At 52.3% G+C, this 13,358-nt stretch carries 12 protein-coding genes; 4 read left to right on the top strand and 8 right to left on the bottom strand.

The features are described 5' to 3' along the window. Nucleotides 1-14: 14 nt before the first annotated feature. Together VB712_RS18545 and VB712_RS18550 are read right to left on the bottom strand one after the other, a co-directional pair. Nucleotides 15-2,786, bottom strand: coding sequence for a class I SAM-dependent DNA methyltransferase (locus VB712_RS18545; RefSeq protein ID WP_323257470.1), 2,772 nt, complete (start codon nt 2,784-2,786; stop codon nt 15-17). A 121-nt stretch (nt 2,787-2,907) separates the two neighbouring features. After that, complete coding sequence (locus tag VB712_RS18550) at nt 2,908-4,098, bottom strand: Coenzyme F420 hydrogenase/dehydrogenase, beta subunit C-terminal domain (protein WP_323257472.1); 1,191 nt, start codon at nt 4,096-4,098, stop codon at nt 2,908-2,910. 176 nt (nt 4,099-4,274) lie between these two features. Here VB712_RS18550 and VB712_RS18555 point away from each other — a divergent pair, with 176 nt between their 5' ends. Both VB712_RS18555 and VB712_RS18560 read left to right on the top strand, forming a co-directional pair. Continuing rightward, a complete protein-coding gene (locus VB712_RS18555) occupies nt 4,275-4,484 on the top strand; it encodes a Nif11-like leader peptide family natural product precursor (RefSeq protein ID WP_323257474.1) in 210 nt (69 codons plus the stop codon). A 45-nt stretch (nt 4,485-4,529) separates the two neighbouring features. Further along, nucleotides 4,530-5,606 carry an SPFH domain-containing protein gene (locus VB712_RS18560; RefSeq protein ID WP_323257476.1) on the top strand — a complete coding sequence of 359 codons (1,077 nt, stop codon included), beginning with the start codon at nt 4,530-4,532 and terminating at the stop codon, nt 5,604-5,606. Between the two features lie 201 nt (nt 5,607-5,807). Here the strand turns inward: VB712_RS18560 and VB712_RS18565 are convergent, their stop codons facing one another. The 3 genes from VB712_RS18565 to VB712_RS18575 form a co-directional block, all read right to left on the bottom strand. Beyond that, nucleotides 5,808-6,248, bottom strand: coding sequence for an FHA domain-containing protein (locus VB712_RS18565; protein ID WP_323257478.1), 441 nt, complete (start codon nt 6,246-6,248; stop codon nt 5,808-5,810). Between the two features lie 64 nt (nt 6,249-6,312). Next, the gene (bioF, locus tag VB712_RS18570; RefSeq protein WP_323257480.1) at nt 6,313-7,494 is read right to left on the bottom strand and encodes an 8-amino-7-oxononanoate synthase; all 1,182 of its coding nucleotides are present in this window, start codon (nt 7,492-7,494) and stop codon (nt 6,313-6,315) included. 6 nt (nt 7,495-7,500) lie between these two features. Then, nucleotides 7,501-8,787 (bottom strand): polysaccharide biosynthesis/export family protein, encoded by a 1,287-nt coding sequence (locus VB712_RS18575; protein ID WP_323257482.1) that lies wholly within the window; start codon nt 8,785-8,787, stop codon nt 7,501-7,503. A gap of 275 nt (nt 8,788-9,062) precedes the next feature. On the opposite strand from VB712_RS18575, the gene VB712_RS18580 reads away from it, so the two are divergent. Further along, entirely contained in the window at nt 9,063-9,215 is a 153-nt protein-coding gene (locus tag VB712_RS18580; protein WP_323257484.1) for a hypothetical protein, read from the top strand. A 208-nt stretch (nt 9,216-9,423) separates the two neighbouring features. Here VB712_RS18580 and VB712_RS18585 read toward each other — a convergent pair whose 3' ends face one another. The 3 genes from VB712_RS18585 to VB712_RS18595 form a co-directional block, all read right to left on the bottom strand. Continuing rightward, nucleotides 9,424-10,269 (bottom strand): class I SAM-dependent methyltransferase, encoded by an 846-nt coding sequence (locus VB712_RS18585; protein ID WP_323257485.1) that lies wholly within the window; start codon nt 10,267-10,269, stop codon nt 9,424-9,426. Between the two features lie 85 nt (nt 10,270-10,354). Continuing rightward, entirely contained in the window at nt 10,355-11,977 is a 1,623-nt protein-coding gene (prfC, locus tag VB712_RS18590; RefSeq protein WP_323257487.1) for a peptide chain release factor 3, read from the bottom strand. 84 nt (nt 11,978-12,061) lie between these two features. Beyond that, nucleotides 12,062-12,154, bottom strand: a complete 93-nt coding sequence (locus tag VB712_RS18595; RefSeq protein WP_323257489.1) for a cytochrome b6-f complex subunit PetL — start codon at nt 12,152-12,154, stop codon at nt 12,062-12,064. A gap of 73 nt (nt 12,155-12,227) precedes the next feature. Between VB712_RS18595 and aroB the strand changes: the two genes are divergently transcribed. After that, nucleotides 12,228-13,340: a 3-dehydroquinate synthase gene (gene aroB / locus VB712_RS18600; protein ID WP_323257490.1), complete on the top strand. Its 1,113-nt coding sequence runs from the start codon at nt 12,228-12,230 to the stop codon at nt 13,338-13,340. Nucleotides 13,341-13,358: the final 18 nt, after the last annotated feature.

Raw genomic sequence — 13,358 nt, forward strand, 5'->3', positions numbered from 1 at the left:
GCTTGTTTGGTTTATTAAGTTGAATTGTTGGGTTTGGTTTTTTTGGTTTTTGGGGGGGTGGGGGGTTTTTGGGGGGTGAGTTGGGTGTAGAGTTGGAAGAGTTTTTCGAGGCGTTCGGTGTCGTTTTTGAAGCGGCGGCCGATGTAGATGCGTTCTAGGGTTTCGTCGTTGCGGTTGTGTGCTTCGCGGACGAGGGGGTAGTGGCTATCCATGTGTTTGGGGTCGTACATTTCGGCGATGGTGGCGGGGAAGTATTGTTCGCGGGCGAGGAGGATGTCTTCGGCGCAGCGGGTGAGGTCTTTTTTGTTTTGGGTGGTGAGGGTGGGGACGGGGAAGGTGTTGTAACAAATAATCGCAGAGTATCTAAAATCTCCTTTTAGTTTGCCACTTACAGCATGAACCCAAGCCAAGTGTATTTTTGAACCAATTAACGAAAATAACCATAAAGGTGCATCGAATATTGCTTGTGCAGAATCAGATATTATGTAATCTTGAGTAAGATATGCGATTGGCAAATACTCTCGTCGAACAGAAGATACACGAGGGACTAAAATTTGGTATCCATTGCTTTCATTTGTCATATAGAAGCGATAAGGAATATGAGCATAATTTTTTGCAATTTTTCCACCATTTTGTCTTGACATACGAACTGCATTAAAGCGATCAGCAAAAGCAGATTCAATTTCAGCCGTTAGCCGATCTTCTGAAGTAATCCATATGCACGAACGCCGTTCACCACGAATAAATTCTTTTGATCCTGTCAATGGTCTTATAACATCTCTGAGTGCTGGATTCTTTTTAATATAATCTTCGCGTTCTTGCTCTGAAATTATTAAATTCCCACCATCATACGCAATATTTCCTGTAGACATAGGCGGCAACAATGATATTGGCGTTTGACTTCTATTTACAAACACATTACTGGAATCAGTGAGATAAGCATTAATATTTGATACCTCTTTTTGAAAACCTTCCCCAAAAATATTTTTGGATTTCTTGGTTTTTGTTAGTCCAATTATTACACAAAAAACTCCTGCATTATTTGCGGCATTATTTTTCCAAACAAATGTTTGATGAGCGAAATATATTTCTACTCCCAAATCAAATATAGGTTTCCAAAGAATGGGAACTTGAACGCCTTGAACAATAGAGTTAGTCGAAACAAATGCACACGCATTAAAATAACCTAAACATTCTGCGGACTTATAAAACCAACCCGAAACATAGTCAAAATACTTATGATCTTTTGTGAACCTAAGAGTTTCTTTTAGATCTATTTTTTGCTCTGGGGTTTGTGCATTAAATCCAGAAAATGGCGGATTCCCACAAATATAAGTCTCTCCCCCCTCATTCTCAAACTCAATCTCAGCCTCATCCTTCATTTCCTGCCACAAATCCAAATCATCCCGCCGGATTTCCACCCCCCTCCCCGTCGGTGGACACAACTCCAACCAATTCAACCGCAACGCATTCCCGCAAGTCACCCAATTCTCACTCTTTAACGGCAAAAACTCCGCCAACGCCAACATCTCCCCCCGATACAACACATCACACTGATACTCCGCAATAATCAACGCCAACCGCGCAATCTCCGCCGCAAAATGCCTCAACTCAATCCCCCGAAAATTCGTTAACGCAATCTCAGAACGGCGATCGCCCTCCCCCCGCCGCCGATTAACCTCCGCCTCAATCCCCCGCATCTCCTTATACGCAATCACCAAAAAATTCCCCGACCCACAAGCCGGATCAAATACCCGAATCTTCCCCAACCGTTGCCGCAAATTTAACAACTTTCGCCCATTTTCCCCCGCCGCCGCCAACTGACCCCGCAGATCATCCAAAAACAACGGATTCAGCACCTTCAAAATATTCGGCACACTCGTATAGTGCATCCCCAACGCCGCCCGATCCTGCTCATCCGCCACCGCCTGAATCATCGACCCGAAAATATCCGGATTAATCCGCCGCCAATCCAACCCCCCCACATGAAGCAAATACGATCGCGCCACCTTGCTAAAACGCGGCACATCCACCCCCCCCGCAAACAACCCCCCATTCACATAGGGAAACTGATTCGCCCAACCCCGTAACCCCACCCGCTCCCCCACCGGAGTCGCCATCGCCCGAAACAACTCCGACATCACCTCCCCCGTATTCGACCCATCCCCCGCCGTCATCTGGGCGATCGTCTCCGTAAACAACCCCTCACCGTGAAAAATATTCGTATCTTCCGCAAAAAAACAGAAAATCAACCGCGCCATAAAATGATTGAAATCCTCCCGCCGCGCCTCCGTATCCCAATCCGGATTCCCCTTCACCAACTCCAGATAAAGCCGATTTAACCGCCCCGTTGCCTTAATATCAAAGGCATTTTCCCGGATCTGCCGAACCGTCGTAATCCCTGCCAACGGTAAAAAGAAGCCAAAATGATCCGCAAAACTGGGGTAGGCACAGGCCACAGTCTCCCCATCCAACACATTCTCCGCCTCAAAATCCACCCCATCCGTCGCCAGGATGAACTTCACCTTCTGCCGCGCCGTCGCTCCACTGTCCCGCAACGCTGCCAACGTCGCCCCCACCTCCCCCACACCACAAACCTTGATGTGGATATTGTTGCGCTGCAACACCCCCCCCAAATCCGATTGATTGGAACTACCACTTTTCAACCGCTTGATCGTCGTCGTCTTATTGCCAAACGCCTCCAAAAACGCATAGGGAAACTCCCCCCCATCAAAGGGAGCTTCCGCTAACCGTGAAACCGCCTCCTCAATTTCAACTGCATTCATGGCTTAATCTGGTTAAGAACTCGACCTCCCCCTTTTTAAGGGGGATTAAGGGGGATCACTCTCCCCCTTTTTAAGGGGGATTAAGGGGGATCTCCCCCATCACTTCAGAAATTGCGATCCTTTAATCCGGTAACTGATACTGCGCCACAATCCGCCGCGCAAACTCCGGTACATGATCCGCCAACTTCTCCGGATGGTTCCGCTTCACATAGAGGTAATTGCGCGTGAAATGGGAATCGATGGAAAATCGTGCATATTCCAACCCCTTCGGGCCAATGCGCTCAATCACCACCCCCATTAACTTCGCGGCCCACATTGGCAGGGTTACGCCTTTGTCATAGGCGGGGATACTCTGCTGCACAGCGGCACGGCGATCGCCCCCACTCCCCACCGGCTGCGTTTCTAACTGCCCTTGGATTAAATCCAGCATTTCCTGCCCCGTCTGATTGCGCACCACAATCCACTGCCAACCAAAGGGCGCACCCATATACCCCACCACCAAATCCGCCAAGCCATTGACATAATCAAAGCAACTCATACAGGAGGGGGCAAACACATCTTTGAGTTCCTTTGTATTTAAACCAAAGAAGGGGACGGTTTCCGTTGAGCCATCCTCATGCTTGAAATGCACCCGGAAATCCTGCATAAACTCGTAATAGACAACGGTATCGGGGGAGCGGCTCGTGGTGTCGAGGAATTTTTGTAAACCGGCGCGGCTGACGTTATCCACGCAGGGCGTACCCAATACATAGAGCTTTTCTAGCCCCAATTCCTTTTCCACCGCCCGCAACGCCTGGATCTGACAGCCTACGCCAATCACTAACAGCCGATTTAACCCCGATTGCTCGATCTGCTCCAAAACTGAAAGGTTGGGGGATAAGGTGGGCTTGTTGACACGGGCGGCGAGGACTTCCTCCGGCGTGCGGGCAATCACTGGCATCGGTTGAAAGCGGTCTTCTTGCGTGTTTTGTACACAGACCACGCCTTCCACGAGGTTTTGAGTGAGCATTTCGCAGGCGATCGCACTGACAATCCCCGTCCATTGCGCCCCGGCAATGGGTTCCGTCTTGCGAGCGGCAAACATCTGCTGATGCACGCCAAAATAGAGTTCATCGGGATTCTCCAGGTCACGGGGACGATTGTGGGCCAGAGCCTCCAAATCTGCCATCTGCTGATTCAGAAAGGCACAAGCCTCTTTCACATAATGGATATAGTAGGTATCGCACAGGCCGCACTCACTACAGAGTTCCTTGGCCGGGCGACGGCTACCGGGTTTCATAGCTCTGGCTTTTTGATGGGTGGGGGCAGTCATGGCGGTAGGGATAGACAAGATCAATCGAGGTTTGAGGTTTAATTTTCCCAGATTCCCGGCAGAGACGGGGGAGTTTGTGAACGATTGTGACAAACATCCGCCCCGGTTCGAGGAAGTTTGCGGCCCCGGATTTAACTTTGCTAGCGTGAGAAGAGAATTTTTATCCCATCCCTCCTATGGCCAAAATCGAAGTTAAGCGTTTGTTTCAAGCGGCTCAAGCGGATCCGAGTTTGCGCGATCGCCTCAACGAAGCCCCCAACCCTGAGGCCTTTGTGGAGATGGCCCAGGCCCTCGGCTACGATTTTTCCGTAGAAGACTGGCAGGAAATGACCCGATTTGCTGTGGAAGAATTGGAAAGTTTCGTTTCTGAAATCCCAGGGATTTAATCCCTCAATTGCAATCCCATCACCCCAAATGGAGCATAATTAAATATGGGCTGGTTTAAAGGTCAATTTATTGATGTGATTGAGTGGCTGGATAATACCAATGACACAATCGCCTATCGGTTTGAACGCCACAATAACGAAATCAAACAGGGGGCAAAGCTGATCGTCCGCCCCGGTCAAAAGGCGGTGTTTGTCAATGAAGGTTCTGTGGCGGATGAGTTCACGGAAGGAACATTTGAACTCTATACCCGTAACTTGCCGATTCTCACCAGTTTAAAAAGCTGGAAATATGGGTTTGATTCCCCCTTTAAGGCCGAAGTTTATTTCTTCAGCACCCGCATTTTTCCCAATTTAAAATGGGGAACCGCCAACCCGATCATGATCCGGGATAGTGAACTGGGGCCGGTACGGATTCGCGCCTTTGGTTCCTATAGTATTCGCGTCTCTGATCCCCGCCTGTTGTTGGAAAAGGTGATCGGCACCGATGGCCTGTTTCAGGTGCATGAAATTAGCGACCATCTTCGGGATGTGATTGTCCCTTCTGTCACCACCTGGGTGGCTCAATCGGGGATTGCCTTACTGGATTTTGCGGCCCATTATCGGACGATGGGGGATCAGGCGAAGGAGGCGATCCAAAAGGATTTTGCCCCCTTGGGGGTGGAAATTGCCCAGTTGATGATTGAGAATATTTCCCTACCCCCTGAGGTGGAGGCGGCCCTTGATAAACGCTCCTCCATGGGGCTATTGGGGAATCTTCAGGATTATACCCAGTACCAAACGGCCGAGGCGATCGGCAATATGGGCAAACAGCCAGGGGGAGCGAATCCTGCGATGGGCATGGGCATGGGCATGGCCATGGGGCAACAGATGGCCAACGCCATGCAACCCCAAGCGGCTCCCCCACCGCCGCCAGTGGCCGCCGCGCCGCCGCCGATTCCTACCACCCAATGGTATATGGCCAAAAATGGCCAGCAGGTGGGCCCCGCCGATGTTCAACAGTTGATGCAGCAGGGTTTAACCCCCGATACGATGGTGTGGTGTACGGGGATGGCCAGTTGGCAACCGGCGGCCCAAGTGAGCGCCTTTGCGGGCCTATTCCCCCCGCCCCCGCCGCCGATGTAGGAGGAGTGAGGAGTGAGGAGTGAGGAGTGAGGAGTGAGGAGTGAGGAGTGAGGAGTGAGGAGTGAGGAGTGAGGAGTGAGGAGTGAGGAGTGAGGAGTGAGGAGTGAGGAGTGAGGAGTGAGGAGGTTGAACATCCCTCTATCCTCTCTTCTCTATCCTCTCTTCTCATGAAATGATCCTTACCGGAAGGATTTTTCACCCCTACTCGAGGAATGTGGATTTATCTTGTTTGGGGGTTTTGAGTTTTTCTTTTAAATCGGCTTGAATGTTTAAATGTTCCACCGCTTGTGGTGTGAGCGATCGCCCCTTCACCACTTTACCGAGGCTGTCATCCTCCACCATCCCCAATCGCAGCAGCAGTTTCGGCCCCGATTCCCCGAACCGAATCACCATGCCATCTTTCACTAGCACAGGTCTACGGATCTGTGCGCCATCAACATAAACCCCATTTGTGCCTTGATTGATCAACTTCCAATGCCCATTTTCATAGGTTAAGATCGCATGGCGACGGGACACCACGGCACTATAAAGCACGATGTCATTTTGACTGCCTCGTCCGAGGTTAATAGTGCTCTGATCACTAAAAACCCAACTTTGAACTGGGACAGATTGACTGGGATGGAGTAAGGTTACAGCAATCACAAAAATTTCCCCGCTGCACGCAAGATGGAAAAATCGGGGAGTCGGTAAGCTCCTCAGCACTAGATTAACATTGTTCTTTTCCTTTCGCCCTAGGGCTGAGACTCCCAATCCCCTGCTTTAATTGCTGAAAATGGTTTGCATCGTGGCTGGCCATGATCGAAAATCGCAATCGGCTGGTGGGAACGGTGGGGGGACGGATGGCGGGAACCCAGATCCCCCCGTGGCGCAATTGAGCGGCTAAATCGAGGGCTTGGGCGGGGCTATGGAGTTGGGCGCAGAGAATGGGGGAGGCGGAGGGCAGGAGGGGGAAGGATTGGCTGAGGATTTGTTTTGCGGTGTCAACATTGCGCCAGAGTTGGGCGCGGCGTTGGGGTTCGCGGTGGAGGAGGGCGATCGCCTCTTTGGCCGCCGCCGTATCAGCGGGGGAAAGGCCGGTGGTATAGATCCAACTGGGGGCGCGGTTGCGTAAAAAATCGATCAATTCTGCTGAACCGGCCACATAGCCCCCCAAACTCCCTAGGGCTTTACTCAATGTTCCCACTTGAATTAAAGGCTGGCCGGTACAACCAAAATGCTCGACAACGCCCGCCCCATGGGGGCCAAAAACCCCCGTTCCATGGGCTTCATCGATGAGCAGCATCGCTTCATATTGGGCAGCGATCGCCAATAATTCCGGCACAGCGGCCAGATCCCCATCCATACTAAAGACGCTATCGGTGGTGATCAGGCAACGGCGATATTGATGGCGATGCTCTTGCAACAATTGGGTTAAGGCCGCGAGATCACCATGGGGAAATTCGTATACCGTTGCACCGCTGAGTTTCGCCCCCATTTTGAGGCTGGAATGGTTATAGCGATCGCCCATCACCCCATCCCTTGGCCCGACAACAGCGGCGATCGCTCCCAAATTGGCCAGATAGCCGGAACTAAAGACGATCGCCTCTTCCGTTTGTTTGAGATCGGCAATGGCCCGCTCCAAATCCTGATGCAGTTGCCGATGGCCACTGGTGAGGCGGGAGCCGGTGCTACCCGTGCCATAGGCCGCTGTGGCGGCGATCGCCGCCGTGATCAGCCGTTCATCCCCCGCTAACCCTAAATAATCATTACTGGCAAAGTTAATCACCCGTTGCCCCCCCAATTCCACCACCGGCCCCGCCTTCCCTGCCACGGTTTGAACGGTGCGATGCCATTGGGCGCGGTGGATCGTCTTCAGGGCAGGGGTTAACCAAGCGTAGGGGTCAGCCATAACAACTTAGGGACTAAAGAGGGTATCAGCGCTATCGCTAATTTCCCGGAAAAACAGCAAGAAGCCCAAGATATCCCGAAAGGGGCGCGTAAACAAATTGAGGGTATAGCTGATCCGGGCAATGAGCGATCGCCCAATCACAATCACATCCTCATCCTCTAAAGGCACATCCTGGGAGAGATCCCCCATTAACGCTTGACGGACATTGAGCATTTGCGTCACCGGCCGCCCCTGTTCGGGATCAAAACGCATCAAGGCAACAGCACTCAAATTCGCATCGGTGGGATTGGGGGAAATCTGCGTGAGGGCATCGAGGAACGTGCTGCCGTTGGCCAGTTCCAAGGCCCCCAACCCCTGGCCGGGATGGTTCAACACCCGCACCGTAATCCGGGCCTGGGCTAAATTGGAGCGCGAAGCAAGGCGGCGATCGTAATTTTGATCTTCCCCCAGCGCCAACCGCGAGAGAATCACCGCATCCCCTTCCAATAAAAACATCGGCGGCAAAGGTTGCCCCCCCTGGAGCGGCGTAAGCAGATCAAGGGTTTGCTCAATCACCGTGCCATCGAGCAAAGTGCGGCGCACCAACACCGAGCGCAGATCCCCCTGTTGGGTACTCCCCCCCGCCCGAAAGAGGGCATCAAAGGGACTAGATCCGGGGGGCAATTCATAAAATCCCGGCTCCACCACTTCCCCCGTCACCGTCACCAAGGCAGTACGGGGGCCACTGAGGTTAACAATCACATCGGGGCGGTTGCGGAGGTAGCGATCGCCCAATTCATAACTAATCAAGGTTTCGGCTTCCGGCAATGTCATCCCCCGCAGCCGCACTAAGCCCAAAATCGGTATTAACACCTGGCCCTCTAAATCCAAAATCGCCTGGGTATTAAACTCCGGAAAACCAACAACATTAATTGTAATCACATCGCCAATCCCCAAACGATAGCGATTAAATTCATTATTGAGGGAGTCTTGATAGGGTGGGGGGTTATAGCCGGTAGGAGGAGGGTTTTCAGGATCAAAGGTGGGAGGGGGTAGGGGTTGGGCCGGTTCGGGCGCAACGGTGGGAGGGGGTAAGGGTTGAGCCGGTTCAATCCGAATTTCCGTAAAGGGTTCCTCCTCCACTTGTGGGGGAGGCAACTCAAAAAACACGGGATCTGAGGATTCAAACTGAAATTTGGGTAGCTCATCGGCATCCTCGGCCCAACTGGGAAAGGCGAGGTAAAGGGAGCCGGTGGCGGTGGTGAAGAGGCTGGCGACGAGGGCTGCTGTACAGCGATGGGGGAGGGAGGACATGGGAGGGGGATGGGAGGAGTTCTGTTGGCAATTTTAGGCGGGGGGAATGGCGATCGCCCAGATCCGGCAGATCCCTGCTTGCCCATGGAGGCCCGGCTTAACCCTCAGATCCAGGGGGTTGGGTTAGCTAGGGGGATTCGGAGGTGACGAAATGTTAAAAGTGTGATCCCCCTCACGTTTCCTGGAAATTAATCCGGCTACAATTAAGGTTAAGAAGAGATTAACGAGCCGTTAACATTCCCTCAAACCTGAATGCAGTTCTCAAGGAGGTTGCCATGACCACGCTCCAAGCCCCCCAATCCACAACCGTGATTAAAATTGCACCCCTCTGGCAATCCATCCCAGGACAACCGCACCAACCGAAGTTGACAGCCCAATGGCGTACCGATGCCAACGGCAAGCTCTATTGTCAATGGTTAAAGGCTTAGACTTTATGGCTACCGCCACAGCACTAAAGCCGGGAGATTAGCAAGCCTAGTCTCCCGGTTAATATTTTGAGATCATGCTGCTCTCAAGGGTGAGGGGGAGAGCGTTATAGCTTGTTCACGGGTTAAACAAAACGATCTCAACGTCCCTCTCCCGCTCTGGGAGAGGGATTTAGGGTGAGGTCAAGAGAGTTGGTGAGGGTAACAGAGATCAATTTTCAGGTTTTTGATAGGCTAAAACCATGTATTTGATCCAATGGAGGCGGCTGGCTAGAGTGATTTGGAGGGTTTGATAAAAGGCGCTCCATTGCGACCAATCGATGCCTTTTTTCCCCCCCAAATCAAAAAGAAAATCATAGGTGGGGAGGGTATTTTGGGTAATGTCGCGCTCGAGGTGGGGCTTGAAGCCAAGATCGGCGGCTAAGGCGCGATAGTTTTCCACTGCATAACGCACATTGACCCCACCATAAAAACCCGGTTTAAATTGAAAAGCTGACCCTAATTCTAAGAAGGGGATGAGCCAAAGTTGAGGCACAAAATCCGATAGGGCTAAGTATCCTCCTGGTTTGAGGACGCGCCAGGCTTCTTGGAAAAACTGACGACGATCAGGAAAGTGAAAGATACATTCCACCGCTAATACCCGATCAAAGGAGGCATCGGGAAACGGTAGGGCGCAGGCATCCCCCTCCACCCATTGGATATTGTTGCCCGGTGCGGGGGTGACTTTGGCTTGGGCTTGGGCCAGTTGGCGGGGGTCGATGTTTAAGCCGGTGAGATCCATCCCGGTGAGGTTTTCATTGAGGCTGGCGATCGCCCCCCCAAACCCACAACCAGCATCTAATACCCGCTGCCCTGGGGTGACTAAACCAGCGTTATAGACTTCATGGGTAAGTTGTTCGGCGGCTTGGGCGAATTCTTCGGGGGTGGGGGTGTGGCGGGGGGGTTCGGGCCAGTAGCCCCAATGGATATGGCGACCAAAGGCGGTGGTGATGGGAATATCCCCAGCGGCTAGGGCCTTGAGGATGAGGTCGAAGTAGGGGAGGTTGACGGGATGCACAGGATTGAGCCTCGCGAATGGGGTTTTAAGATCAAATCTGCTTGATCAGATTGGGTGGTGGGGGCGAAAGATTTTTCGCCCCTACTTAGGCGGTGGGTTGGAGGCCGGAGCCGACGGGGGCGATCGCACTCAATTGTAATTTAGGATGATCGCCGATGATTTGCTGTAAATTCCATTCATTTTTAAACAACAAAACGGGGCGATCCCATAGATCTTTTACCACCATCGTATTAAACAATCGTCCCGCCTTTTCCAACGCTTCCCAGCCCCCCGTCACCCAGCGGGCAACGGTATAACCCAAGGGTTCTAAACGGGTTTCAACGTTGTATTCATTCATGAGGCGAAACTGCACCACTTCAAACTGCAATTGACCCACGGCAGCGAGGATCGGATCCCGCTTAAATTCATCGGCGGCGTGCATGATTTGAATCGCCCCCTCCTCTTGTAATTCAGTAATCCCTTTGTGGAACTGTTTAAACTTAGAGGGGTTGGGGTTTTTGAGATAGGCGAAAAGTTCTGGGGAAAAGCAAGGAATGCCTTCGTATTCCAATTTTTTACCCTGATAAATCGTGTCACCAATGGCAAACACCCCCGGATTATTTAAACCAATCACATCCCCCGGATAGGCCACATCGAGGGATTCTCGCCCTTGGGCAAAGAGTTTTTGCGGTCGGGACAGGCGGACGGTTTTGCCGGTGCGGGCATGGCTGACGGTCATGTCTTTTTCAAATTTGCCGGTACAGACACGAATGAAGGCGACGCGATCGCGGTGTTTGGGATCCATATTGGCTTGCAGTTTAAACACAAAGCCGGTGAAATCGGGATAGGTGGGATCAATGGCCCCCTGGTTAGAGGTGCGGGCCTCCGGTTTCATGGCGTAATCGAGAAAGGCTTCGAGGAAAAGCTGTACACCAAAATTGGTCATCGCACTACCAAAAAACACCGGGGTCATTTTCCCGGCGTGGATTTGTGCGAGATCAAACTCTGGGGCGATTTCGTCAAGAATTTCTAAATTCTCCTTCAATCCCGCATACAAATCCGGCTCTAAAACATCTTTAACCCAATGATCATTAATATCGAAAACCGTATCCGTGGCGGCCTTACTACCATGGGCTTTGCGCTCAAAGAGGTGAACTTCCTGCTTGCGGCGGTCATAAACCCCTTTAAAGCGATCGCCGCTGCCAATGGGAAAGTTCACCGCATAGGTTTGCAAGCCTAATTCCTGCTCAATTTCATCGAGTAATTCCAAAGGATCCCGACCGGGGCGATCCATCTTATTAATAAACGTAAAAATGGGGAGCGATCGCAGTTTGCACACTTCAAATAATTTGCGGGTTTGCGTCTCTAACCCCTTGGCCGCATCCACCAACATCACCGCATTATCGGCGGCGGCTAAGGTGCGATAGGTATCCTCACTAAAATCTTGGTGGCCCGGCGTATCCAGCAGATTAATTTGATACTGGTTATAGGCAAATTGCAACACCGTTGAGGTGATGGAAATGCCCCGCTGTTGTTCCATTTCCATCCAGTCGGAAGTGACTTTGCGCTGATCCCGCCGGGATTTCACCGCCCCCGCTTCGTGGATGGCTCCCCCGTAGAGCAGGAGTTTTTCCGTGAGTGTGGTTTTCCCTGCGTCGGGGTGAGAGATGATCGCGAAGTTGCGTCGGCATTCGACGGCTTGGTGGAGTTCGGTGGCGAGGTCAGACATGGTGGAAGGGAATGGGCAATGGGGAATAGGGGATGACAAATTGGTGTAGGGGCGAAAAATGTTTCGCCCCCATCCGTTGACCGCTTAGATCAAACCCACGGCCCGGAAGCCCTTATACAGGACGATGGCGATCGCCGTGAAGACCGCCAAAATACCGAAATATGCCACAACTGCCATAGGGGTTTCTCCAAAAAATAAACTAAACTAAAGGGCCGATCTATTGATGCCGTTTTTCATTCTACCCCTTCCTATGGCCGCTGTTCTCTCTGTCAATCTCCCCGAAACTGCCTACGATATTGCGATCGCCCCCGGCTCCCTCGGTGACATTGGTGCGGCTCTCAAACCGTTGGGATTAGGACAGAAAGTGTTGATGATTTCTAACCGGGTGGTGGAAAAGTATTATGGGGAAACGGTGCGGCGATCGCTCAATGCTGCCGGGTTCTCCGTTGCTACTCACCTGATCCCCGCAGGCGAACGCTACAAAACTCTCAACTCAATCCAAAAAATCTACGACGCGGCCCTAGAGCATCGCCTCGAACGCTCTTCAACGTTCCTAGCCCTGGGGGGCGGCGTGGTGGGGGATATGACGGGGTTTGCGGCGGCCACTTGGTTACGGGGGGTTAACTTTGTGCAGGTTCCCACCACCCTATTGGCGATGGTGGATGCTTCCGTGGGGGGCAAAACCGGCGTAAACCATCCCCAGGGCAAAAACCTAATCGGCGCATTCTATCAACCGAAACTCGTCTACATCGATCCCGATGTGCTGAAAACGCTGCCCCCCCGTGAATTTCGGGCGGGGATGGCGGAGGTGATTAAGTATGGCGTGATTTGGGATCGGGATTTGTTTGCCCAGTTGGAGGCGGCGGGGCCGTTGCAAAGCGTCCATCAGTTGCCTTTGGCGTTATTGGAAACGATTTTAGTGCGATCGTGCCAGGCGAAGGCGGATGTGGTGGGGAAAGATGAAAGGGAATCGGGGTTAAGGGCGATCTTGAATTATGGCCACACCCTGGGCCATGCGGTGGAAAGTTTAACGGGGTATAAGTTGGTGAACCATGGGGAAGGGGTGGCCATCGGCATGGCGGCGGCGGGACAGTTGGCGATCGCCCTTGATCTCTGGGATACCGCTGCGGCGAAGCGTCAAGATGCGTTAATCACGAAAACGGGCCTACCGACGAAAATCCCTGCTTTCCTCGATCCCCTGGAAATGATCGCCACGTTGCAACTAGATAAGAAGGTGGCGGCGGGGAAGGTGCGGTTTATCCTGCCGACGGAAATCGGTAAGGTGGTGATCACGGATCAGGTCACGCCGCAAATTTTGCAAAAGGTGATCCCGGCTTGTCAGGATCCCCCCTGCCCCCCTTAAAAAGGGGGGTTCTGAGAA

Source organism: Spirulina sp. CCNP1310, from assembly GCF_034932185.1.
Lineage (GTDB): Bacteria > Cyanobacteriota > Cyanobacteriia > Cyanobacteriales > Spirulinaceae > Spirulina.

Coding starts and splice junctions, on each gene's coding strand:
- prfC (WP_323257487.1), bottom strand. CDS start 11,977: ATGTCTGACCTCGCCACCGAACTCCACCAAGCCGTCGAATGCCGACGC.
- VB712_RS18575 (WP_323257482.1), bottom strand. CDS start 8,787: ATGTCCTCCCTCCCCCATCGCTGTACAGCAGCCCTCGTCGCCAGCCTC.
- VB712_RS18550 (WP_323257472.1), bottom strand. CDS start 4,098: ATGACTGCCCCCACCCATCAAAAAGCCAGAGCTATGAAACCCGGTAGC.
- VB712_RS18560 (WP_323257476.1), top strand. CDS start 4,530: ATGGGCTGGTTTAAAGGTCAATTTATTGATGTGATTGAGTGGCTGGAT.
- VB712_RS18580 (WP_323257484.1), top strand. CDS start 9,063: ATGACCACGCTCCAAGCCCCCCAATCCACAACCGTGATTAAAATTGCA.
- VB712_RS18595 (WP_323257489.1), bottom strand. CDS start 12,154: ATGGCAGTTGTGGCATATTTCGGTATTTTGGCGGTCTTCACGGCGATC.
- aroB (WP_323257490.1), top strand. CDS start 12,228: ATGGCCGCTGTTCTCTCTGTCAATCTCCCCGAAACTGCCTACGATATT.
- VB712_RS18555 (WP_323257474.1), top strand. CDS start 4,275: ATGGCCAAAATCGAAGTTAAGCGTTTGTTTCAAGCGGCTCAAGCGGAT.
- VB712_RS18545 (WP_323257470.1), bottom strand. CDS start 2,786: ATGAATGCAGTTGAAATTGAGGAGGCGGTTTCACGGTTAGCGGAAGCT.
- bioF (WP_323257480.1), bottom strand. CDS start 7,494: ATGGCTGACCCCTACGCTTGGTTAACCCCTGCCCTGAAGACGATCCAC.